The 21,153-nt window shown below is 41.0% G+C and carries 22 protein-coding genes and 1 pseudogene; 7 read left to right on the top strand and 16 right to left on the bottom strand.

Annotated elements, in window-relative coordinates:
* Window positions 1-160: 160 nt before the first annotated feature.
* From OQZ33_RS05370 to OQZ33_RS05330, 9 genes are all read right to left on the bottom strand, one after another.
* Entirely contained in the window at window positions 161-1,486 is a 1,326-nt protein-coding gene (locus OQZ33_RS05370) for a M12 family metallopeptidase (RefSeq protein WP_265798028.1), read from the bottom strand.
* Between the two features lie 485 nt (window positions 1,487-1,971).
* Window positions 1,972-2,493, bottom strand: coding sequence for a hypothetical protein (locus OQZ33_RS05365; protein WP_265798027.1), 522 nt, complete (start codon window positions 2,491-2,493; stop codon window positions 1,972-1,974).
* On the bottom strand, window positions 2,478-2,693 hold the full coding sequence (locus OQZ33_RS05360; protein ID WP_265798026.1) for a hypothetical protein: 216 nt from the start codon (window positions 2,691-2,693) through the stop codon (window positions 2,478-2,480). Before OQZ33_RS05360 ends, OQZ33_RS05365 begins: the two co-directional genes overlap by 16 nt.
* 109 nt (window positions 2,694-2,802) lie before the next feature.
* Complete coding sequence (locus OQZ33_RS05355; RefSeq protein ID WP_265798025.1) at window positions 2,803-4,548, bottom strand: M1 family metallopeptidase; 1,746 nt, start codon at window positions 4,546-4,548, stop codon at window positions 2,803-2,805.
* A gap of 193 nt (window positions 4,549-4,741) precedes the next feature.
* Complete coding sequence (locus tag OQZ33_RS05350) at window positions 4,742-6,721, bottom strand: glycoside hydrolase family 97 protein (RefSeq protein ID WP_265798024.1); 1,980 nt, start codon at window positions 6,719-6,721, stop codon at window positions 4,742-4,744.
* 535 nt (window positions 6,722-7,256) lie between these two features.
* A complete protein-coding gene (locus OQZ33_RS05345; RefSeq protein WP_265798023.1) occupies window positions 7,257-7,565 on the bottom strand; it encodes a hypothetical protein in 309 nt (102 codons plus the stop codon).
* Between the two features lie 3 nt (window positions 7,566-7,568).
* A complete protein-coding gene (locus tag OQZ33_RS05340) occupies window positions 7,569-8,303 on the bottom strand; it encodes a sulfatase (protein WP_265798022.1) in 735 nt (244 codons plus the stop codon).
* Window positions 8,303-8,533, bottom strand: coding sequence for a sulfatase-like hydrolase/transferase (locus tag OQZ33_RS05335; RefSeq protein WP_265798021.1), 231 nt, complete (start codon window positions 8,531-8,533; stop codon window positions 8,303-8,305). The genes OQZ33_RS05340 and OQZ33_RS05335 overlap by 1 nt, the downstream gene beginning before the upstream one ends.
* Window positions 8,534-8,950: 417 nt before the next feature.
* Window positions 8,951-9,421 (bottom strand): hypothetical protein, encoded by a 471-nt coding sequence (locus OQZ33_RS05330; protein ID WP_265798020.1) that lies wholly within the window; start codon window positions 9,419-9,421, stop codon window positions 8,951-8,953.
* A gap of 647 nt (window positions 9,422-10,068) precedes the next feature.
* Here OQZ33_RS05330 and OQZ33_RS05325 point away from each other — a divergent pair.
* The 7 genes and pseudogenes from OQZ33_RS05325 to OQZ33_RS05295 all read left to right on the top strand — a co-directional run bounded on the left by OQZ33_RS05325 (window position 10,069) and on the right by OQZ33_RS05295 (window position 13,659).
* Window positions 10,069-10,290, top strand: a complete 222-nt coding sequence (locus OQZ33_RS05325) for a hypothetical protein (protein ID WP_265798019.1) — start codon at window positions 10,069-10,071, stop codon at window positions 10,288-10,290.
* Entirely contained in the window at window positions 10,291-10,947 is a 657-nt protein-coding gene (locus OQZ33_RS05320; RefSeq protein WP_265798018.1) for a hypothetical protein, read from the top strand. It begins immediately after the preceding gene.
* Window positions 10,948-11,058: 111 nt separating this feature from the next.
* A complete protein-coding gene (gene tnpA, locus OQZ33_RS05315; protein WP_265798017.1) occupies window positions 11,059-11,361 on the top strand; it encodes an IS66 family insertion sequence element accessory protein TnpA in 303 nt (100 codons plus the stop codon).
* The gene (gene tnpB, locus OQZ33_RS05310) at window positions 11,358-11,717 is read left to right on the top strand and encodes an IS66 family insertion sequence element accessory protein TnpB (protein ID WP_265798016.1); all 360 of its coding nucleotides are present in this window, start codon (window positions 11,358-11,360) and stop codon (window positions 11,715-11,717) included. The genes tnpA and tnpB overlap by 4 nt, the downstream gene beginning before the upstream one ends.
* Complete coding sequence (locus tag OQZ33_RS05305; protein WP_265798015.1) at window positions 11,714-11,953, top strand: hypothetical protein; 240 nt, start codon at window positions 11,714-11,716, stop codon at window positions 11,951-11,953. The genes tnpB and OQZ33_RS05305 overlap by 4 nt, the downstream gene beginning before the upstream one ends.
* Before the next feature lie 50 nt (window positions 11,954-12,003).
* Window positions 12,004-13,437 (top strand): annotated as a pseudogene (tnpC, locus tag OQZ33_RS05300) (IS66 family transposase); the annotation flags it as partial.
* Window positions 13,438-13,461: 24 nt separating this feature from the next.
* Window positions 13,462-13,659: a transposase domain-containing protein gene (locus OQZ33_RS05295; protein ID WP_265798385.1), complete on the top strand. Its 198-nt coding sequence runs from the start codon at window positions 13,462-13,464 to the stop codon at window positions 13,657-13,659.
* 19 nt (window positions 13,660-13,678) lie between these two features.
* On the opposite strand, the gene OQZ33_RS24445 is transcribed toward OQZ33_RS05295, so the two are convergent.
* The 7 genes from OQZ33_RS24445 to OQZ33_RS05265 form a co-directional block, all read right to left on the bottom strand.
* Window positions 13,679-13,906 (bottom strand): recombinase family protein, encoded by a 228-nt coding sequence (locus OQZ33_RS24445; protein ID WP_416338742.1) that lies wholly within the window; start codon window positions 13,904-13,906, stop codon window positions 13,679-13,681.
* A 131-nt stretch (window positions 13,907-14,037) separates the two neighbouring features.
* Window positions 14,038-14,496 carry a recombinase family protein gene (locus OQZ33_RS05290; RefSeq protein WP_265798014.1) on the bottom strand — a complete coding sequence of 153 codons (459 nt, stop codon included), beginning with the start codon at window positions 14,494-14,496 and terminating at the stop codon, window positions 14,038-14,040.
* Window positions 14,497-15,031: 535 nt separating this feature from the next.
* Window positions 15,032-15,778 (bottom strand): succinate dehydrogenase/fumarate reductase iron-sulfur subunit, encoded by a 747-nt coding sequence (locus OQZ33_RS05285; RefSeq protein WP_265798013.1) that lies wholly within the window; start codon window positions 15,776-15,778, stop codon window positions 15,032-15,034.
* Between the two features lie 20 nt (window positions 15,779-15,798).
* Window positions 15,799-17,709 (bottom strand): fumarate reductase/succinate dehydrogenase flavoprotein subunit, encoded by a 1,911-nt coding sequence (locus OQZ33_RS05280; protein ID WP_265798012.1) that lies wholly within the window; start codon window positions 17,707-17,709, stop codon window positions 15,799-15,801.
* Window positions 17,709-18,374 carry a succinate dehydrogenase cytochrome b subunit gene (locus OQZ33_RS05275; RefSeq protein ID WP_265798011.1) on the bottom strand — a complete coding sequence of 222 codons (666 nt, stop codon included), beginning with the start codon at window positions 18,372-18,374 and terminating at the stop codon, window positions 17,709-17,711. The genes OQZ33_RS05280 and OQZ33_RS05275 overlap by 1 nt, the downstream gene beginning before the upstream one ends.
* Window positions 18,375-18,411: 37 nt before the next feature.
* On the bottom strand, window positions 18,412-19,842 hold the full coding sequence (locus OQZ33_RS05270; protein ID WP_265798010.1) for an anion permease: 1,431 nt from the start codon (window positions 19,840-19,842) through the stop codon (window positions 18,412-18,414).
* An 11-nt stretch (window positions 19,843-19,853) separates the two neighbouring features.
* Window positions 19,854-21,011, bottom strand: coding sequence for a porin (locus OQZ33_RS05265; protein ID WP_265798008.1), 1,158 nt, complete (start codon window positions 21,009-21,011; stop codon window positions 19,854-19,856).
* Window positions 21,012-21,153: the final 142 nt, after the last annotated feature.

Below are 21,153 nucleotides of genomic sequence, written 5' to 3'. Positions count from 1 at the left end.
AGGTCGAATCTAGTACAGTGAGATACTCCGGTTTTCTCCGCAAGTTACTGAGCAGCCATTCCGAAAACCGTTATCAATGCACAGATTGCATTGATTTATCATCATTAGGATAGCAAGAGTAATCCTAATTTACTTAGATTACCCCTGCTATTTAAGTTTTTTAAATCTGATATGAGCCCTTAATAGGTCCTAAAGAGAAATTTTTGGTTGTTACGCCATTATAGCTATAGATACCCGGTTTTGTGCTGTTGGTCGTGACACTATTGGGAATGTCCAACATCTTAGATGGTACATGCCTTGGCGCTATTGTGTAACCACCCTCTGTTTTTAAAATATTGAATTGCTGGGAATAGGCACCTGTATAGGTAGCTATCTCTAGCTTTGTATTATTTTCAACGCCACTTCCAATGACCGTAAGTGCCTTTGTCGGAGCAGAAACCGGTGACATACGGTAGTAACCATCCGTGTTTTTTGTTAAGGTCCATCGGGCATTATTGGTGTTTTGATCGGTATAAATAATTACTGGCGTGCCATCTGCAGTTAATCCTCCAGAAACATTAAAAACCTTGGTTGGATCCAATACTGTTGCGATCTCGTAGTTGGTATTTGCTGGCAAGCCAACATAATTAAACCCTGGATATAACTGATTAAGCGCCTTGATATCAGTTGGACTAGGATTTATCGTATTGACGGCACGGAGATAAGTAGATCCATCCAACTTTGTGATGGTCGGCTGTCCATTCGTGGAACCAGAATAAGCATCATAAAGCATGATAGAACCAAAATCGAATGCATCAACATCAGTGTGGGTAGATAAGGTAAATTTATTGAAATTGTGATAGCTGCTTTCAGCCAAATTTTCATAGTGTACGATGATGTCGTTATCCCTACTCACCCGACACTGTTCGTGCTCCATATCCAAGGCGTGGTACATTTCGTGCATCACCGTTGACGCATTATTATTATAGATAGAAAAATTTTGGGCGCCGCCTATCACCCCTACCCAAGATGAGTTACCCGCAGTCGTTATAAATTTTAGATAATTGGCCTGTGTGGTTCTTTGAACAAACCTAACTGGCGAATAACTTGAAATTGTCCGCATGGCTTTCATTGTCGCAGCAGTATCATTGCCTAATACAGACATGTCGTAGTAGACCGTTGCATTTGGCCAAAGTGTCGCCAGGTCCTTGACGATGATGGATCTTTCTGTGGTGGATAAAGACTTATTGCTTTTGTTTTTAATAATATTAAACTGTTCTTGAGTGAGCAGCATATCATCGGAATACCAATATTGACCTCCCTTTTCATTGATGTAAATGGTGTTACCGTCAAGGTCAAACCGGTGCACGGTTATATCACCGATTTTTTTTGAGGTAGTAATGGTTTCCTCGCCACCGATTTTAACTTCTTTCTTGCAACTGGTCATGTTAAAAACAACTGCTGCGGCCAAGGTTAGGACCAATAGGGTTTTGGTTGATCTTTTCATTAGATTTTCATAAGGTTTAAATGATTAAATTCAACTTAAGCGCCTTTAAATCAAAGGCTTAATACATTTCCCATCATTCTCAAATGCGCCGTATCAAATTTTCATATACGCTAACACACAGGAAATTCGTAATACAAGTTAGCTAGCAATGTATTATTAATTAAAGCATATATTAACCAATGACGGCTTAATATTAACAAATACTAAACAATGTTTACAAAATGAATCTCACCGTTATTGGGCTCATTATATCGATGCTTATTTTTTTGCTTTCTTAAAAGGAGGTTTGGGAAGCATTTTGGGCTAAAAGAGGTAAGAAATGCCTACCTTTAAGTTGATATTCTCAGCTTCAACTTGATTTAACATGGTATTTTGGACAACTCCAGACTTTAAGAAGAGCTGATCCCTCCCATCCTTTACCAAAAGATATCGATAGCCAGCAGAAAAGGTTAGCATAAATCGATCAAGGACTTGGTCACTTGCACCTAACTCTGGACTAGTAGCCCAGCCATTAGCCTTGTGCGTATAACTGATAGGCTGGACGAAAGTCTCTTTGTATTCCAATTTGCACTGCCCGTGTAATTGACTCGACTGAAACTTGTTTTTGCGTATATGCCCAACCCGGTTATCGGTTTGTAGGTAAATGTGAGGAACGGGCCAAGTGTTTGCCAATTGCTCTTGTAGAAAGAATTGAGGTTTGCAATAAAATAAAGGGGTTCCGATGTCGCCGAGGCCCCTAGATTATTCAGTAGGTAGCGTTTTTGATAGATAGCCTGATAAATTAATCCAGCAGCAATTTCTAAATGTTCATTTGAGAATATTTGATAGTTTAGGTTAGCGGATACCAGGCGTTCATAACCTGCCGTCCTGCCTGAAAAATCAAAGATAACACCTGTCCGGTCATTAGCTGCGTAATCCTTATCGGAAACATCACCCGACTTAACACTCAGATTGATAAATAAGGCTTCGATAGCAAGTCGTTTGTATAATTTTACACCGATAGCCAACCCATATCCAGTTTGCCGTACATTTCCCAACGTAGCTCAGAGTAAATATTTGGACTGGTTCCCTGCTCGTTCCCTGCAATGGAAAAATTGAGGGAAGATCTATCTGTCACAAAAAATGGTGTTAACCTTAACCGTTTTTCCTCAACTTGTGCATCAGCGGTTAATGTGAGCAAAAGCAGGGCTGCAAAAAGGTATTTCATAAGCAAGGGTAAAAAACAACTTAATTAAGATGATGGTTAGCAGCGCAGACATATGCAATTTCGATACAGCTGGTCAAAAACCTAAAGTACGAACTGAACTTGCCAGAGGCTAACCTTTACCTTCCTTTACATTCAGATAATACATAAAATTTATATGAGATGGATTGAAAATCTTCCTTTGTCCATTTGTCAAATGAATACTTTGCCATCTTTGGGAGGGAATAATCCTTATTGCCGTATCTTTACTGCCAATTGAAATTGGAAGATTAAATCCGTTAACGCAATTGCTATAGCGATAGAACAGTTGGTTTTTTTTAAAATAGAGATCAAATTGAGGAACTTGAGTGGTAGTCAAATATTGCTCAAATACCTTGTCGAAATTAAATTTAGCCTGCTGGTTGATGTAACTATAGATATCTTTTGCAGTTACCGTCTTGCCCTTGAATTTGGTATTCATCCCGATTAGCATCGCTCTAAAGAGCTTATCGTTGTTAATGCTATGTCTGATGGAATGAATCATGTTGCCTCCCTTGTAATACATATCCCCACTTCCATGCCCATTAACCTGATATGCGGGAATGATTGGCCCATCATTTACGATAAATTTTCTCGTACCATAATTATATTCATTACCTGCAACCTTACCCCATGAATACTCAGTGAAAAGTGTTTCGCTGTAGTTGGTGAAACTTTCATGTATCCACATATCGGCAAGATCTTTCGATGTGATGTTGTTTCCAAACCACTCATGGCCGCTTTCGTGAACGATGATGAAATCAAATTTCAGACCCCATCCATATCCCCCAGACATATCCCTGCCCCGATAGCCGAATGCATACCGGTTGCCATAAGAAACTGCAGATTGGTGCTCCATACCGGTGTGTGGCGCATCGATCAATTGGTAACCGTCCCCGTAGAATGGATACGGTCCAAACCAGTGCTCCAAGGCCTTAAACATTTTATGAACCTGATCTGGCATAAATATCCTTGCCTTGGCCAGATTATAATCCAAGACCCAGTAATTGACATCTAACGGACCTTTCAGACCCCTATAAACCTCCCTAAAATTAACATATTTACCGATATAGGGGATGATGCAATAGTTATTTATGGGATTATTTACATTGTATTTATAGGTTGCCGTGCCGTCTCCATTCCGTATCTTGGCCACAAGACGCCCGTTACCAATGGCTACCAAACTGTCAGGTACTACCATAGTCAATGAAGCGCCAAGATCTGGTTCATCACTTTGATGATCTTTATTCGGGAACCAGATGGAGGCGCCCAAGCCCTGGCAGGCTACAGACATATATGGGCGGTTCAAGGAATCCTTCGCGAAGATAAATCCACCATCCCAGGGAGGAGTGATTGCCCGGTGCACTTTACCGCCGTAGAAAATCTTGATACGATTGGTATCGCCGATAAGCTGAGCAGGTACTGTAAGATACCAAACGCCTGCTTGCTTATTAAAGGCCAGCCTGATTCTATTATTATAGATCACGCTGTCAATAGTCAAGGGATCCTGAAGGTCTATCTGCATCTTAATGTTACCTTCATTTGGTCTTACAACCTTGTACCTGATCTCGTTGGAGCCAACTATGCTCAATGCATTATAATCTGGCTTTACATAAACTTCATATCGCTGTACATCCCACCAAGTGCGTTCTTTCGTGAGAGAACCCCTTAAGGTATCCGCCATCGTATATTTAGTTTTCTGACTGAGCAATGTGGTCTGTGCTATTGCCTTCATATTGCAAATCATCAAGACTATTGCAACCGTTAATAGCTTAACGCGTGTGGCTTTGATGGGGCTAGAAAGTCCAAGTTCAAATTGGTAAAGATGTGGTAAAGTCATGAATTATATAAGGTCATTTTAAAGGCTTTGGTTAACTAGGCTGAGTTTATTGCCCCAAGTTAATTGGGAACAACTGAACAGACTAACGCTAAATTAACCAATTCTGTCAGGATATTAACAAATACTAAACAATGTATAGTTTATATTCGGTACAAATTACTAACGTGCTAGATTTAGAGTTACTGGAATCGTCCTATTGATTATCCATAGGTGAAAGAATGATGGTGAAGCCGCCACCAGGGGCCATCTTTACCTCATATTTATCTGTCCTGTTCACCGCTCGTGTGGTAATTCTGTAGTCTTCGGCCACACGGTCTGCATTTATTCCATCAGCTAATATTTGCGCCTCATAATTTCCCTTACCTAAAAAGGTAAAATCGATCTGAGTCTCAAATTTTTTCCAGTATGTGATGCCACCTACGTACCATTTTTTCCCAAAGCGTCGTGCTGTAATTACAGCTTTGCCAGCATTGGCATACAGCACTTTAGTTTCGTCCCAAATAGTGGGGAATCTCGAGAGATAATCGGTGTAGGCAACATCCTTTAAATAATTTGATGGGCTATCGGACATCATCATCCAGGGACTTTCAAAAACCACATAAAGTGCAGTTTGGTGTGCCCGAGTACCCATGCTCATCGGCTCAGTGAATACTGGATAGAAATTTTTCTCGTTTGCATTTTTCATGGCCCCAGGCGTGTAGTCCATGGGTCCGGCCATCATACGCGTAAAAGGCAAGTTTACGTCGTGCGATGGCGTAACGGTGCTTTCCCATTTAACGGTTTCTAAGCCTTGCACCCCTTCATAGGTCATTACGTTTGGATAGGTACGACCTAATCCAGTTGGTTTATAAGCAGCATGAAAATCGACCATCATTTTCCTTTTGGCGCAAGCTTCCGCTAGGCGCTGGTAAAAATTGACTATGTATTGTTCTCCACGTCCCATAAAATCTACCTTGATACCTTTTAGGCCCCAATTTTCATACACGTCTAAAATTTCTTCCATCTTCTTATCCAATCCTCCCCAAAGTACCCATACCAATATATCCACATTTTTTTCCTTCCCATATCGCACAATTTCCCTAATGTCGATGTTAGGGTTGGTGTGTGTTAAATCAGTAGTTGATCTTGTCCAACCTTCATCAATCAGAAGATATTCTAAACCAAACCTCGATGCAAAGTCAATGTAATATTTATAGGTCTTTGTGTTCAGTCCCGCACGAAAATCGACACCATAGATGTTATTGTAGTTCCACCAGTCCCAGGCAACTTTTCCAGGTTTGATAAAACCGGTCTCCTTTATTTTTGAAGGTGTTGCCAATTGAAACACCAAATTATTGGTGAGCAAGCCGGCGTCATCATTATCAATCATCCATAAGCGCCATGGATAGGTTCTCGTTCCCTCAGTTTTGGCAATGTAGTCTGCAACCTTGACAATTTGAATTTTTCTATCGCTAATTTGCCTTTGTTCCAAAATGGGATGTGGAAATTTACCTGTCAGCGCTCCTGCCTTTTTAATGAAGACATTTGGATAATCCAGTAAATCGGATTCGGTAAAAACTACTTTTGATCCATTACTGGCCGTAAAGTAAGCTGGCAAACCCACAGTTGTTGAATCAATTTGCTGATACGGTATATCTTTAAAACCATATTGAAAGCTCGATTGCATCGGATCGGGCTGCTTATCAAACTCATAGGGCCAAATGGTATTCCTTGCCGCTTTCACATCAAATGAGAAAGATTCGCTATTTACCAAAATTTCCTTATTTGTCAACCGGGTTTCAAAACGATACGCCACCCCATTATCATAAACTCTAAATACGAGGCTAATGTTGTTCAAAAACTCCAATTCAAGCTGATTATAGCTTTCTTTGATGGTCTTGAATTTTGTAGGAACCTCTACATTAATGGTACCTGCATGACTTGTGTATTTAACCGATTCCACATTTGGGTTTTCGCTCAGCTGGGCAACATCCAAGTTCAACGCTATATTACTTACGTCGATAATATTCGCGTTACGATTACTGATGCTAAAGCTGATTGATGTTTCACATTTTACAATGACAACATTTTGGCCGTTTGGTGATTTTACCTTGAAATCTTTCGCATATAAAATATAAGGACCCAGCAATATTGTCAATATTGCAATCGTTTTTAACTTAGCTATTTTAATCATTATCGATACTTTTTTTTATCATAGTCTTTATTATCATCATGCATATCCAGTAGTTATCTAGAGCGATAACTTCGACACCGAATGTATTCCAATATTCACCTATTATTCTATTGCATTTCGAGCAGCACTCCTTTTAAAGTGCTTCATAATTATCTATATCATTTTATTTGCAGTGAAACTTGCATTGTGCACAGTTGTACTTTTTGTCAAAATGGCCCTAAGACCGGATACAATAGCTGAAATGGTGAATTTTGATCAATAATAATCAGAATAAATTGTTTAGCAAAACTAAACATTGTTTATTAAATAAAAGTTCTTTTTCTGTTAAGTTTTGATCATGTTGACAATGCCAAGATTAAGACCAAGAAGGCCAGTTGAGAATACCCTAAAGATTGTATTTTGAATGCCTAAAAAAGAATCGATTTGGAAAAAGACATCGTTGGATGTGCTAAAATCTTTTAACATATTGTGCAAATATTTTAAATCGAAATTTTAACTTATCCAAACCAGTAAAGTAATGCAATTAAACGATTGTTTACAATTTTGCCATAAATTGATCACCGTTTAGTTTGCACCAACTTTTAAGATACGTACGTAAGGAGAATAATTTCTTTCTATACCTTTGATCTACCGCCAAATTGATAATCTCACCTGGGTCATTGGCCAAATCGAACAATTGTTCCCTGATCTCACCCCTGTTGTAGACAATGTACTTAAAATCCTTTGTAATGACCGCTCTGCCGCTAATACCCAATAATACATCGTTATCGGCGAAATCTGTTTCAATAACCAAAATATCACGCAAATTCTTGGCTGGCTCGGCCAGGCGTTTACTTAGATCCAATCCTTATAGGTAAATTGGTTTTGAAATGCCAGCAATCCCACAAATGGTGGGAATGATGTCTATCCCGTTGCATACCAGCATATCATCAGTACGCGGATTTATCGTACCATCCATTTTTGCAATGATAAATGGTACTTTTGATGCCTCTTCGTACAAAATCTGTTTTTGGTTCCAACTGTGTCCGGCGTATCCATCTCCATGATCAGCGGTAAAAATAATGATGGTGTTTTTTTCGACACCATACTTTTTAAGTGTGTAGAGCACCTGCTCGATATATTTATCAACTTTTTCGACCAAACGATTGTAGGCCCAACGGTATTGGCGCCATTTTTCAGGGCTGTAATTTACCGATGGATAGGTTCGTAACCCAACTGTCCTCTGTTGATCCCGAACAATTTTCGGTTCATTTGCAGGCACTCCCCAATTGGCCGGCAAAGTTGGACATTGCGCTGCTGGTGGGGCATCGGTCAGAACATCCATCTTCATTTCCTCACCCCTTGCCCACTCGCAAATATCATGTGGATTCAAAAAAGACGCCACCAGCAAAAATGGCTTCTTCGCGTTTTGCTTAATAAATCTGGCGCAATATGAAGGCGTTGCACCATCGTTATAATCCAAAAAATCAGTATTTTCGATATACCCAAATCCATGAACAACCTTAGTTGTTGGGACGTGCAGGTGCCATTTGCCTACATAACCAGTTTGATATCCCCCTTGCTGAAATAGCTTACCCATCATCAGCAACTATCGGGCCACTGGCCATCTTTTTCTGGTGAATTACCAATGAAACCAGTTTCAAATGGCATTTTACCACTAAAAATAGCCGTACGTGATGGCGTGCACAGCGGTTGGGCGCAATACGCTTTGGTAAAGCGAACGCCATTTTCCGCCAATCTGTCCATTGCTGGAGTTTTTAGATCGCTGTTCCCTGCAGCACTCATTGCGTCAGCAGTCTGTTGGTCCGTCATAATGATGAGTATATTCGGACGTGAGCCTGTTTGAGCCTTTGCCGAAAATATTGATATAACGGCGATAAGAGTTAGTATCACAACCGGTAATTTCCTATTTCTAACTTCTGCTTTCATTACACTATCTTTTTAAAATGCATCTTACCCCAGGAGCAGGCCTTGATTTGAACTTAGTTAATGTGTCAGCTACCGGTGAGCGTGCCCCGAAACGGGAGGGCAGACCTGATGAACAAGTATGTTCACGGGTAATACCTTTCATGCTTGACACTGAGTTAGGTTTAGATCTACAGGATGCCATTAGTAACACCACCCAAATAGCCAGAATCATCCCTTTAATCATAACATTTCTATCCATTCCCGCATATCGAATAAACTTTTATCTAAATTGTATTAGCGCTGCATATCGTTTTAACACCCTTACTTTTTTCTTGATTTACTTATCAAAAAATTGGCAATATCATTTGCTGCTAGATCATTCTGGAAATCAACCGGGAGCCTCCCATTTGTATATTCATTATACAACCACGGATCTCCAACGGCCAGAACGGTTCCTTTTCCATATTTAGAGACAACCACTACATTTTCTCCCTTTGGCGTTTTTAAAACAGACCTGGCTTTGGTGGTGATCTTGATTGATGAAGCATCTTTAATAAAGATCTTTTTTGAAGTTGGGAATACTGCGCTTTTTCCAGTATTCAATGCACCATCTGCGAAATGCTTATCATTAGTTACATGCAGAATCAAATCATTGTTAAACTCAAAACCAAATTTTTTAGCCAGGATGTTGAAATGTATCAAATCAGCATTTACCTCATCGTTGGCGAGCAAAAAAAGTACACCGCCTTTTTTAACCCAGTCTGCTAGTGTTTGCGCATCCGCAACATTCATGAAGTTTGGATTTGGGTTATCCTTTAAATTATCAGGTCAAGAACGTCTATAATTACATAAAAATGCTACGGATACAAATTGTAGTCGCCATACTTTTCGTAATAAGCCTCCACTCGATGAATCGTGTCTTCGAAGTCGGTATAAAAGTTAGATCGACGTATGGTCGACTCTACTGAGTAAAAGCTCATCGAAAGATGGGCTTTTACACTTTAGAGGACTTTTTCCACATTACACCCTAACTCCAAATGTCTTTTGTTTAATCTAAAATCACTTCCGATCAGAAAATGAGAAAATCTTATTTAATTCTCTAATTGGATTTTTAGAAACAATATATTCTTATATTATCATCTAGTACAACATCACTGAGCACCTTGTCAACAGTTGGAGATTTCCGGGTCATTGACCTCTAATTTACTTTCTGGATTTGCCTAACATAACCTTCTTTGATCAAATCAATTTCGATATTTGTTTTATCCGAGATTCTTGTCTACCCAAACAAATTACATTATATTTGGTTTGACAATGTTTAACCGCACTAAGAATATTGAAAGGCTACTTTTCAGTTTTGAAGAGCGACCAAAATTAAGTTACGAGTGGATGTACTTTTTAGCCATAAGGGATTAAAAAATGATCTAAATATTAGCGACATGGAAACAGAAATTAAATTGCAATATGGGAAAAAGCCTGATAAGTTCAAAAAGGACTATTGGGAAATGAGCCCCGAGCTTCAAGAAGAATATAAAAAATGGCAAGAAATGAATATTAGGGAAAACATATTTTCCCGCAATCAGCCATTGGTTTACCGAAGAGCTTCAGATAATAAAATGATAGCTGAATATAATGATGGTAAAATAGAATTTATTGATTAAATGGCTGAAATAATTGTGATTGCCGGACCACCAGGAATTGGTAAAACTTCAGCATCAGAATCCATTTTAGTGAATGGTGAATTATATCTTAATCAAGACTACTTTTACCTAAAATATAGGGAACAAAATAATTCCGACCCTGACAAAGCTGGAAGTGATAAGTTTAAAAAAGAAATATTTGAAGTTTTAGATACCAATAAGAATTTCGGTTACGAAACCAATCTCGGATTCAATTGGCAATATGAGGATTTAAAGCAACTAATTACCTACAAACCAAAAAATATCATTCAGTTACATCTATTTTTCACTGAAGATGTAAACTTATGCTGGAGTAGGGCAGACCAAAGATTTAACGCTGGAGGACATTTTGTTTCTGACAAAACAATATTCCAAATGTACCACAACACGTTTACATTATTAAAATCAAATTTGGAATTATTTGATAGATTATATCTGTATGATGTTAAACCCATTGGAGGTCCTGATTTAATCCTTTCTGTTGAACATACGGGCAGATTTCTTTTCAAAGAAAAGCAGATGCCAAATTGGGCAATAAAAAATATCCTGCCTTTTCTAGAGGAGAGATTATCGAAACTACAGGAAGATATAACTTCCGAATTGAATCAAGAACCATCTTCTAAAAGGAGGAGAAGATAAACTACCTCAACTGAACGGACTTTCTCAGGATCACTTGAAGGTATGCGTCCTGTAAAGTAGGTACATAATCAACACTATCTATAATTTAGTTTTGTCGAAAGATTAAACGAAATGAATCAGCCAAAAAATTACACCTTATCAGAACGCGCTAATTTTATTGATCAGTGGAAAGCCAGCAAGCTTGATCTACGTTCCTTTAGTAAGCAATGCGGGGTCCCACTTACCAGTCTTCGCTACTGGGTATATGGTAAAAAGCCAAAAGTAGAGAAGCCTAAATTAACCGGATTTCTTCCTGTTCATGTGAGCGAAGCCTATAATTCAGAGCTGGAAGTTATCCTGGACCTACCCACAGGCATGCGAATGACCTTACGTGGCGCCCTCACCCCATCGTATCTGAAAGCATTGATTTCATGAGCCTGTTGTCGCTTGCGAGCCATTTGCAGTTTTATCTCTTCATGGGTAATGCAGACATGCGGCGTACCTTTGAGGGTTTATGTGGCTTGGTCAGAAACGAAATGAATCAGGATCCGATGAATCATCAGGTATACATTTTCATTAACAAACGGCGAAACCAGGTAAAACTTCTCTTATGGGAAGGGGATGGATTCTGTATTTATCACAAAAGACTGGAAGCCGGTACATTTGAGCGGCCCGTTACGGACGAAAATAAAAAACAGGTGACCCTGACCAGGATGAAGCTACAAATGATCCTTCAGGGCATTAAACTCGAAAGTGTGGTCTACCGCAAGCGCTATCAGCAAAACGGTTGAGTTTTCCAGAATGGATTTGTTATTTTTATGCCATGAATAGCAAAGACCAATATCCTGAATTTAAAGACCTGACAGAGGCTGATTTCAATGCCATAGTAAGTGAGTATCATACACAAGTCGAAATCGTAGCGCAGCGATCTGAGCAGATCAAGGCGCTTGAGAAGGAGCACGAAGAAGCTGAAAAAGTTATAGCCGCCCTTCGTAAAACAAAGGCTTACCGGGATGAAAAAAAATAAGGTTAAATAATTCTTTTTTTACTGAAAAAACCTTGATTTAACGTATTTAAATGCATATTTTTAAGGTATTAATGCAAGAAAGAATTCCGATATTCAGCACCCTGACAGAAACAGAATTTCTGCATGTTACAGATCTTTTAGGGAAGTATATGGCGCTTGCTGCTACCCTGAATCTGCGCGTTCAGGAGTTGGAGGATGGACGTTTTACAGATCGTCAGACAATCGAGGAATACCGCCAGCTGATCTGGGGGAAAAAATCAGAGCGGCACGTCGGCTCACTCGCACAGCTTGACCTTGATACCGCGCAGCCGGAGCTGCCCTTTGATGGATTGCCACAGGTAGAATCCAAGATTAAACAAAGCATGGTTCCTCTGGGCATTGTTAAGGAAAAGATCAATAAAAAATCAATACGCCTGGTAAAGCCTACCGGCAGAAAAGCACTGAGTGAAACCCTTCCACGTGAATATGTAGAGATCCTTCCTGAAGATTATCATGATGGAATGACCCCGATAGATGCGGAGGTAACCCAGGAACTGGATTATCGCCCCGGAAGCTTTTTTGTACGGGTGATCACCAGAACTCGTTTTGCAGATCCCAAAACAAAAAGCGTAGCCATTGCAGCCATGCCGCAAAGGCCCATTCATAAAGGAGTCGCTGGAGCCGGCCTTTTAGCCTATATCCTGGTTGCCCGATTTTGTGACCACCTCCCTTATTATCGCCAGGTGAAAATGCTTAACCGTTATGGAGAAAATATAGTCAATACCTCTACAGTGGGCAGCTGGGTAAAGGAATCCATCAATCTGCTAGCCATTATTTACAGCCGGATAAAACATAAAGTACTTAACGCAAGCTATGTTCAGGGAGACGAAACAACAATAAAAGTACTGGATCCACTTAAAAAATCAGGGAAACATCAAGGTTATCTATGGGGATATCATGCGCCATTGGAAAAACTGGTGTTAATGGAATATGGTGAGGGAAGGGCCGCGGAATATCCGGATGCCTTTCTGGGTGATTTCCATGGCGTCTTTCAGACGGATGCATATGGCGCTTACGACACGGTGTTAAGGAACAAGGCCAATATGAGACATGTTTGCTGCTGGTCGCACGCTAGAAGAAATTTTACGAAGGCCATGGACAGTGATAAAAGACGTGCAACAGCAGCCCTGGACATGATCCGTGAACTGTACCGGGTGGAGGCCATGGCCAGGGAAAACATGGCAGAACTTGATTAGGTCCTGCGTTTAAGGACAACCTTCTCCGTGCCAATGCTCGAAAATATAAAACAGTGGGCACAGCTGCAGGAAAAAGAACTTAACCCGAAATCACTCATCGCAACTGCCTGCCGCTATATGCTCAAGAGATGGGATAAGTTTACATACTATGCTACCAATCCCCGGATTCTCATCGATAATAATCTGTTGGAAAACCGCTTTCGTGGCGTCGCACTCGGCAGAAAAAATTGGCTATTTGCTGGTAATCATCAATCCGCGGAACGTAGCGGTATCATGTATTCCATTCTCGAATCTTGTGCGCTCAATGATATTGAACCCTTCGCGTACGTTCAGGATGCACTGCAAAGATTGCCCAATCTATTGTTTGCTACAAATGAAAAAATTGATGAACTCTTACCATCCAATTGGAAACCTACTGCCGTGAAAATATATTCAGCTACAGGCATTCGAGAATCCACAAATGTTGCCTAATACCAAAATAAAATCGTTTTCAAACACCTACTTGACGAGACGGATACGTGTTAATGACGTCCTGCGCTTCATAAAATGTCGATATAGAAACCAAGGCCTCATGATTGCCTTTAACCATTTCACTTTCACCATCATTCTGCACAACTTTAATTAAGCCACAATAAACTGGATTACGCACGACAGTGGAGAAATAGGAAGATGTGCAGAAAAATCCTTTATCAATGGCAATTCTTCTAACAACCGACAATCTGTATTTATTCTTGGCTAACTCACGAAATATCCTTTTTTGATTGCTGCTTCAGGGTATTGTGGTGCGATGTATTTCTTACCCTCAATAGTTGTAAGGTTAACAAAACCTATTGGCGCTCTACAAGGGTATCACCCCATTAGCTTGGCTCTGCGCATACCGTTGGAAGTATTCAATGCTCTTCTTGCATTCTCAGCCTCAGGCACCGATAAATAGACAGCAAGCATGACAGTATTTTCTGGAACTTCGAGATTGACAGGTTGTTCGATTGCCATTACTTTTGTGTTACACTTCCTTAATATCTCAATCATTTCGTAGGCAAGCTGCGTATTACGGCTGAACCTATCCCCCTTAATGCAAAGAACATTCTTTTCTCCATTATTTTTGTGCTTTTTCAATATAAATAGCAATTTTTTCCATTCTGGTCTATTGAATGTTTTTGCGGAGAAGTCTTCTTGATAAACTCCTCGTATCTCTATTTTGTTAGATTCACAATACTTGACCAATCGATCCTCCTGTTCAGGCAATGAGTAGCCTTTTCTTTTTTGTTCATCGGTGCTCACGCGAACATACAGATAAGCAGATTTCATAACATTCAAGATTTATGTATGTCTATTTAACGATCAAATACAAAGAATATTCGTTTGTCAAAAACAGAAACGCTAAGTTGCATCAAAGCCAGACGCTTTACTAACAAAAAAACAAATTGTACAACAATTTCCATTTCAGTTAAGAGAGGCAATCAACTCTGGATCATTCAACTATTAGCCTGACTATTTACTTGTTGATATTGTTATTACAGCAGTTTTCCAGGTGCGTCTGAAAAAACTTAACCCGCTGACCCGTGCTGACTGAAGTTAAATTTGATTTAAATCATCAGTTATTTAAGGTTTATGGAATTGGCGATATGGGTTCAACTAAATGTGTTTTCTACACTAAATGTGGAAAAACCAATCGATTTGATCCCTACCCGCCAATTTACTAACAGTCAGGCAAGCAAAACTTAACAACAATTTTATTTCCGGTGAGAGGGGGTCAATCTACGCTGGTTTTTCCAACAAGATGACCAATATCATATAAGATACTAGAAAGGCAACTATCAAGTAAATAACAGTAATCATTTTTCTATTTTCTTAGCAGCAATGCTTTATTGTACTCATAATTCATCCGGCCAATGTGAAGGGTAGAAATTTCCTGAGGGCATTCTACTTCACAGGCATCGGTATTTGAACAATGACCAAAACCTTCTTCGTCCATTTGGTTCACCATCTGAATCACACGGTCAGCCGATTCAGTCTTTCCCTGTGGCAATAATACCAAATGAGAAATTTTTGCTGACGTAAACAGGGCAGCACTCGAATTTTTACAGGTTGCGACACATGCGCCGCAGCCAATACATGCTGCTGCGTCAAATGCTGCTTCGGTGATATCGTGAGGTATGAGTATACTATTGGATTCCGGCGCCTGTCCGGTAGAAGCCGATACATAACCTCCAGATTGAATGACGTGATCAAAGGCAGTCCGGTCAATTTTCAGATCTCTTAAAACGGGAAAAGCGGCCGCCCTGAACGGCTCTATGTAAAGCGTTTCTCCATCTTTAAAACTTCGCATGTGCAGCTGACAAGTAGTAGTACCGCTTAATGGTCCATGGGCCCTGCCATTAATCATCATCCCGCAGGCGCCGCAGATTCCTTCCCTGCAGTCGTGATCGAATTCAATCACCCTTTCCCCTTTTGTGATCAACCGCTCATTCAAAAGGTCGAGCATTTCCAAAAAGGACATATGCTCGGAAATCCCTTCAACGTCGTAGCTTATCATATTTCCTTTTGCTTCACGATTTTCCTGACGCCAGATTTTCAACTTTAATTTCATAATGTAATTCGTTTTAGATTTTATTTATAGCTTCTGACGGTCAGTTCAACGGTTTCAAAAACAAGCGGTTCTTTATGCAACTCCGGCGGCTGATCTTCACCCTTCCATTCCCATGCGGAGACGTAACAGAAATCTTGGTCATTACGAACAGCCTCACCATCTGCGGTCTGAAATTCTTCCCTAAAGTGTGCTCCGCAGGATTCCTCACGCTGAAGGGCATCGTTACACATCAATATGCCCAACTCCAAAAAGTCAGCTACACGCCCTGCCTTTTCAAGCTCGGAATTCACCTGTTGATCGCCAGTAATTTTCAGTTCATGATCAAAGGATTTCTTTAACGCCTTGATTTCGATGATGGCCTGCTCCAGGCTTTCTCTGGTTCTGGAAAGCCCGCACTTATCATAAAGCAACTTGCCGAGGGTCTTATGAAAATGATCCGCCGACAGTTGGCCCTGCACATTCATGAACCTATCGAGTTGTTCTCTAATCATTTGCTCTGATTCGGAAAATGAAGGATGATCGGTAGTTACTTTTTCTGCTTTTAATTCTGCTGAAAGATAATTTGGAATTGTATAGGGTGCAATGAAATAACCGTCCACGCAGGATTGCAGGAGTGAATTTGCACCAAGGCGGTTGGCTCCGTGATCAGAAAAATTAGCTTCACCCAATGCAAATAGCCCTGGAATCGAAGTCATCAGCTCATAGTCCACCCAAAGACCACCCATGGTGAAATGGGCAGCAGGTGAAATCAGCATGGGTTCTTTATAGGCATCAATACCATTTATCTTTTCGTACATCCGAAACAGGTTGCCATATTTCTCTTCAATCTTGTCCCTTCCCTGTTCTTTTAAGGCCTTCGAAAAGTCCAGGCAAACCGCATTTTTCATTGGTCCCAGACCACATCCGGCATCAATACGCTCTTTGGCCGCCCTTGAGGAAATGTCCCTTGGGGAAAGATTGCCAAAAGTAGGATAACGTCTTTCGAGGTAGTAATCTCTTTCCTCCTCCGGTATTTCATTTGGCACACGCTCATCACATGCTTTTTTTGGCACCCAGATCCTGCCATCATTCCGAAGCGATTCAGACATCAAAGTCAACTTGGACTGGGTTTCACCAATTTGTGGCAGACAGGTTGGGTGAAACTGAATCCAGCTTACGCCAGACATTAATGCACCTTTTTTGTGTGCCCTCCAGATTGCAGAGGTATTGCAGCCCATGGCAAGGGTTGACAGATAGTAAACTTTACCGTAACCTCCAGTTGCCAGCACAACCGCATTGGCGGCGTGACGTTCAATTTCGCCGGTTTCCAGGTTACGGGCAATAATGCCTCTTGCCTTACCATCGACTAATACCAGATCGAGCATTTCATGCCGGGTATAGGTTTTCACCTTACCCAATGATTCCTGCCGCATCAATGCCTGGTAGGCGCCGATCAATAGCTGTTGTCCGGTCTGACCCCGGGCATAAAATGTTCTGGATACCTGAACCCCACCAAATGAACGGTTGCTCAAATAGCCTGCATATTCTCTGGCGAAAGGTACTCCCTGGGCAACTGCCTGGTCGATTAATGCCATTGAACATTCTGCTAACCGGTAGACATTTGCTTCCCGTGATCGAAAGTCGCCGCCTTTTATTGTGTCATAGAACATGCGATAAACGCTGTCTCCATCATTTTTATAGTTTTTTGCAGCATTTACCCCGCCTTGTGCTGCAACGGAGTGAGCTCTGCGGGCTGAATCCTGAAAACAAAAGGTTTTGACGTTGTATCCCTGTTCAGCAAGGCTTGCAGCACATGAGGAACCAGCCAGGCCGGTTCCAACAACAATGATATCCAGTTTTTTTCTGTTGGCCGGATTGATCAGCTTAGAGCGGTCTTTGTAATTGCTCCATTTATCAGCAAGATTACCTGCCGGAATTTTAGCGTCTATCATTAGGAATTTAGATTAAAATAAATGTAAATGGGTATAAGCATAAAGCCCAGGGTTATCGCCAGAGAATAAATCCATCCGACAATGCGAATGGCCTGCGCATATCTAAGGTGATATAGTCCCAATGTTCTGGCCGCACTAAAAAACCCATGAAGCAGGTGGAATCCTAAAGCGATGAATGATAGTTCATATAGGATGACATACCAGGCTTGCTGAAAGGAAGTGATGACGATGGTGTATAGATCTTTATTTCCATCAGCATCTAGCGGAAGGTTTCCAAATTTATAGATGTACCAATAATCCTTAAAATGGATGATCAAAAAGATCAATATAATGGTACCCAATATCCCCATGTTTCGGCTGTTCCATGAACTTACCTCGCTGCGTTTATCGTAGATGTATTTACTGCCCTGCGCTTTTGCATTCACTCTTGTGATAATCAATGCATAAACCGCATGTGCGATAATGGAAAGATAAAGCACATATGATATGATCTTGATGACTATGTTTCCGGATAGCAGATGAGAATACCAGTTGAATTGTTCCCTCGCCAGCTCAGGTGGTGAAAGCAGCTGGAGATTCCCCAATAAGTGGATGATCAGAAAGAAGCAGAGGAAGAGCCCCGTGAGCGCCATGATCAGCTTATAAATTAATGTTGTTTGTTTCATAGTTGAATGTTTCAATTTTTAAAATGATGCTGATTAGCTACCAAAGACCGATAACTTTCCACCACATCCCGCCTACGATAAACCAAACCAGCAGGAAGAGTACGCTCATAAAAAAGCCCTGCTTCCACCAGTCCTTCAAATCAACGTAAGTACTTCCGAAAAATATCGGTGCCGGACCATGGCCGTAATGGGTAAGCGATCCCATGAGCGATGCACAGGCACCAAGAAAAATAGCAAGCATTGTTCCCGGTACGCCGACCGCGATTCCTACGGCCAGAAATACCGAATACATGGCCGCGACCTGCGCGGTTGCGCTGGCAAACATATAGTGGCAATAAGAGTAGACCAGAATGATCACCGGAAAAGCAAGCTGCCAGCTTAAGTTTTTCATTTGCCCTCCTACTAGCTCGCCGAACCATCCGATAAAACCCAGGGAATTTAGGAATGATCCCATCATAACCAGAGAGGAAAACCACACGATGGTATCCCAGGCACCTTTTTCAGATTTAACGTCTTCCCAGGTCAGTACGCCACACAATAGCAGGATGCAAAGACCTATTAAGGCGCCGGTGGTCGCGTCAATCGCAAACAGATTTCCGAATATCCAGAGTACCAAAAGAATAATAAAGGTGGCAACCATTAGCCATTCTTTGATCGTCATCGGGCCCATTTCCTGGAGTTGTTTCGCCGCAATCGCAGGCGCTTCCTTGGTCTCCTTTAATTCAGGAGGAAAGACTTTGTATAGAAATAAGGGTACCAGGATAAAACAGACTAGCCCCGGAACCAGGGCGGCAATTGCCCAGCTACCCCAAGTGATGGTGACTCCCAGATCCCGTGCAAACTTTTGTGCCATGGGATTACTTGCCGTAGCAGTTAGGAACATCACTGAAGTAATCATGTTGGCATTATAGCTGCTCAAAGTCAAAAAAGCACCTATTTTACGGTGTGTTTCTGCTTTTTCGGGTATGGAGCCCATATTTACCGCAATGGATTTCATGATCGGGAAAATTACCCCCCCTGCCCTTGCGGTATTACTGGGAATGGCAGGCGCTAAGATCAGGTCGGCGGTATTCAGTCCATAGGCCAGGCCCAAGGGGCTTTTGCCAAATATCTTAATAAAGCTGTAGGCTATTCTTGTACCCAGGCCGGTTTTGATGAAACCCCTTGCGATAAAAAAAGCTAAGCCAATCAACCAGATTGTTGAATTTCCGAATCCGCTTAATGCGTTTAAGATGGATTTACCAGGATCGCCTGGTGCAAGCACCTGCGTTGCGGCGCATAGGGTAATGCCAATAATAGCCATGGTACCCATTGATGCGGCTTTGGAAATGATGCCGACAATGGTAGCCACGAAAATGGCCAATAAATGCCATGCGTTTGGCTTCACGCCTTCAGGTACTGGCACCAGCCAGATTGCGACACCGACAAGGACGGTGATGATAAGCGATTTTAGATTAATTTCTTTCATGATTGTTTAGGTTAAAAGCGTATCTGTAGCTGAACGTAACCCAGGTTACGGTTATAAGTTGTCGTTAAAGGCACCTGATTTTTGAAGCGGTCTATTGCGACCCCAACCTGGAGTGCGGCGTAGAAATCATCTGCAAAAATCAATGACAAGTTAGGGATGAGTGTTTGCCTGGGATTACTGGCGAGCTTGTAGTTTTCATCAAAGTATTCATACCGGCAGGAGAACTCTAAGGCCCGAAGCCTACGGCTTTGATGGTTATAACGCAGGGTCGGAAAAAAATAAAAGCCCTGCATCTGATATTGATTGATATCAGATCGCTGCGCTTGTTTGTCTGCATTATAGGCAAGAAAATTTGCGCCCTTTTTATATTCTGCCATTAAAAGCAGATCAAATTTTTGTGATAAGGGAATCTTCGCTGTTGCATCTGCGCCATAAGCTTTACCCGGGCCACTTGCTGCCAGACTACCTGTACCACCATTCAGCCCAAGGGTAAAGTCTTTGAGCAAATCCGTTTCTATTCTGGCATATAAATTCTTGGTATTGTTATCATCTGATGATTGATTTTTATTGTTGCCATTGTAAGCACCTGCGAAATATCTGATTTTCCCTCCGGGAACCACGTTGCCCAAAACAGATAGCCCGGTCTGAAAGCTTTGCCAGCCATTTTTACCAAAGGCATAATATTGGTTAGAGAAGTCCAGCGTACGAATAATGTCAACTGCCATTACATCTTCGATGCCAAAAAAAGGGCGAAACTGACCGGCTTGAATGTGAAAATACTGGTTCATTGAATATTTGATATAGGCATTCTCAAGCACCTTATTTGTTGGATCGCTGTTGAATTCGGCAAGGTTTGCCAGAATATTGGCTGAAAAGTGGTCATTGATATCACCCTTCACCATTATTCTCGCACGTTTGACCAGAAAAGAGTTCGTGACCGCTTTGGAAGCCTCAGGATCAAAGTTTTTACCATTGATATCAATGTCCTTATCCAGCGCAAGAACATACCTGGTTTGCAATACGCCTGCAAATGTCAACTTCCGTTTATAAGCAGAATAGTTTTTGAGCGTATCGCTCAATCGGGTCTGGTCTTTTTGTTGGGCAAAAGCAACGCTACTGAATAGAAAGTAAACAATGAATAGATAACTTTGCGATTTCAGAATGGACATTGAAGCAGTTTGCTTCATTATAGATTTATAATTCATGACTTAATTACCTGAGTTCGATTAATAAATGAGGTAAAAAATTAGTCAATCAAAAGAAAAAACCTTATATTTAAGTGTCTTAAAACCAAATACTTAGGTATAATTT

Origin of the sequence: Pedobacter sp. MC2016-05, assembly GCF_026239735.1 — a bacterium.
In the GTDB taxonomy this organism is placed as follows: Bacteria; Bacteroidota; Bacteroidia; order Sphingobacteriales; family Sphingobacteriaceae; genus Pedobacter.
The sequence above is the reverse complement of the archived record's forward strand: the minus strand, read 5'-3'. Positions and strand labels throughout refer to the sequence as shown.

Excerpts from the sequence above, each read along its gene's own strand:
- OQZ33_RS05370 (WP_265798028.1), bottom strand. The coding sequence starts at position 1,486 with ATGAAAAGATCAACCAAAACCCTATTGGTCCTAACCTTGGCCGCAGCA.
- OQZ33_RS05360 (WP_265798026.1), bottom strand. The coding sequence starts at position 2,693 with ATGAAATACCTTTTTGCAGCCCTGCTTTTGCTCACATTAACCGCTGAT.
- OQZ33_RS05355 (WP_265798025.1), bottom strand. The coding sequence starts at position 4,548 with ATGACTTTACCACATCTTTACCAATTTGAACTTGGACTTTCTAGCCCC.
- OQZ33_RS05350 (WP_265798024.1), bottom strand. The coding sequence starts at position 6,721 with ATGATTAAAATAGCTAAGTTAAAAACGATTGCAATATTGACAATATTG.
- OQZ33_RS05340 (WP_265798022.1), bottom strand. The coding sequence starts at position 8,303 with ATGATGGGTAAGCTATTTCAGCAAGGGGGATATCAAACTGGTTATGTA.
- OQZ33_RS05335 (WP_265798021.1), bottom strand. The coding sequence starts at position 8,533 with ATGACGGACCAACAGACTGCTGACGCAATGAGTGCTGCAGGGAACAGC.
- OQZ33_RS05330 (WP_265798020.1), bottom strand. The coding sequence starts at position 9,421 with ATGAATGTTGCGGATGCGCAAACACTAGCAGACTGGGTTAAAAAAGGC.
- OQZ33_RS05325 (WP_265798019.1), top strand. The coding sequence starts at position 10,069 with ATGGAAACAGAAATTAAATTGCAATATGGGAAAAAGCCTGATAAGTTC.
- OQZ33_RS05320 (WP_265798018.1), top strand. The coding sequence starts at position 10,291 with ATGGCTGAAATAATTGTGATTGCCGGACCACCAGGAATTGGTAAAACT.
- tnpA (WP_265798017.1), top strand. The coding sequence starts at position 11,059 with ATGAATCAGCCAAAAAATTACACCTTATCAGAACGCGCTAATTTTATT.
- tnpB (WP_265798016.1), top strand. The coding sequence starts at position 11,358 with ATGAGCCTGTTGTCGCTTGCGAGCCATTTGCAGTTTTATCTCTTCATG.
- OQZ33_RS05295 (WP_265798385.1), top strand. The coding sequence starts at position 13,462 with ATGTATTCCATTCTCGAATCTTGTGCGCTCAATGATATTGAACCCTTC.
- OQZ33_RS05290 (WP_265798014.1), bottom strand. The coding sequence starts at position 14,496 with ATGAAATCTGCTTATCTGTATGTTCGCGTGAGCACCGATGAACAAAAA.
- OQZ33_RS05285 (WP_265798013.1), bottom strand. The coding sequence starts at position 15,778 with ATGAAATTAAAGTTGAAAATCTGGCGTCAGGAAAATCGTGAAGCAAAA.
- OQZ33_RS05280 (WP_265798012.1), bottom strand. The coding sequence starts at position 17,709 with ATGATAGACGCTAAAATTCCGGCAGGTAATCTTGCTGATAAATGGAGC.
- OQZ33_RS05275 (WP_265798011.1), bottom strand. The coding sequence starts at position 18,374 with ATGAAACAAACAACATTAATTTATAAGCTGATCATGGCGCTCACGGGG.
- OQZ33_RS05270 (WP_265798010.1), bottom strand. The coding sequence starts at position 19,842 with ATGAAAGAAATTAATCTAAAATCGCTTATCATCACCGTCCTTGTCGGT.
- OQZ33_RS05265 (WP_265798008.1), bottom strand. The coding sequence starts at position 21,011 with ATGTCCATTCTGAAATCGCAAAGTTATCTATTCATTGTTTACTTTCTA.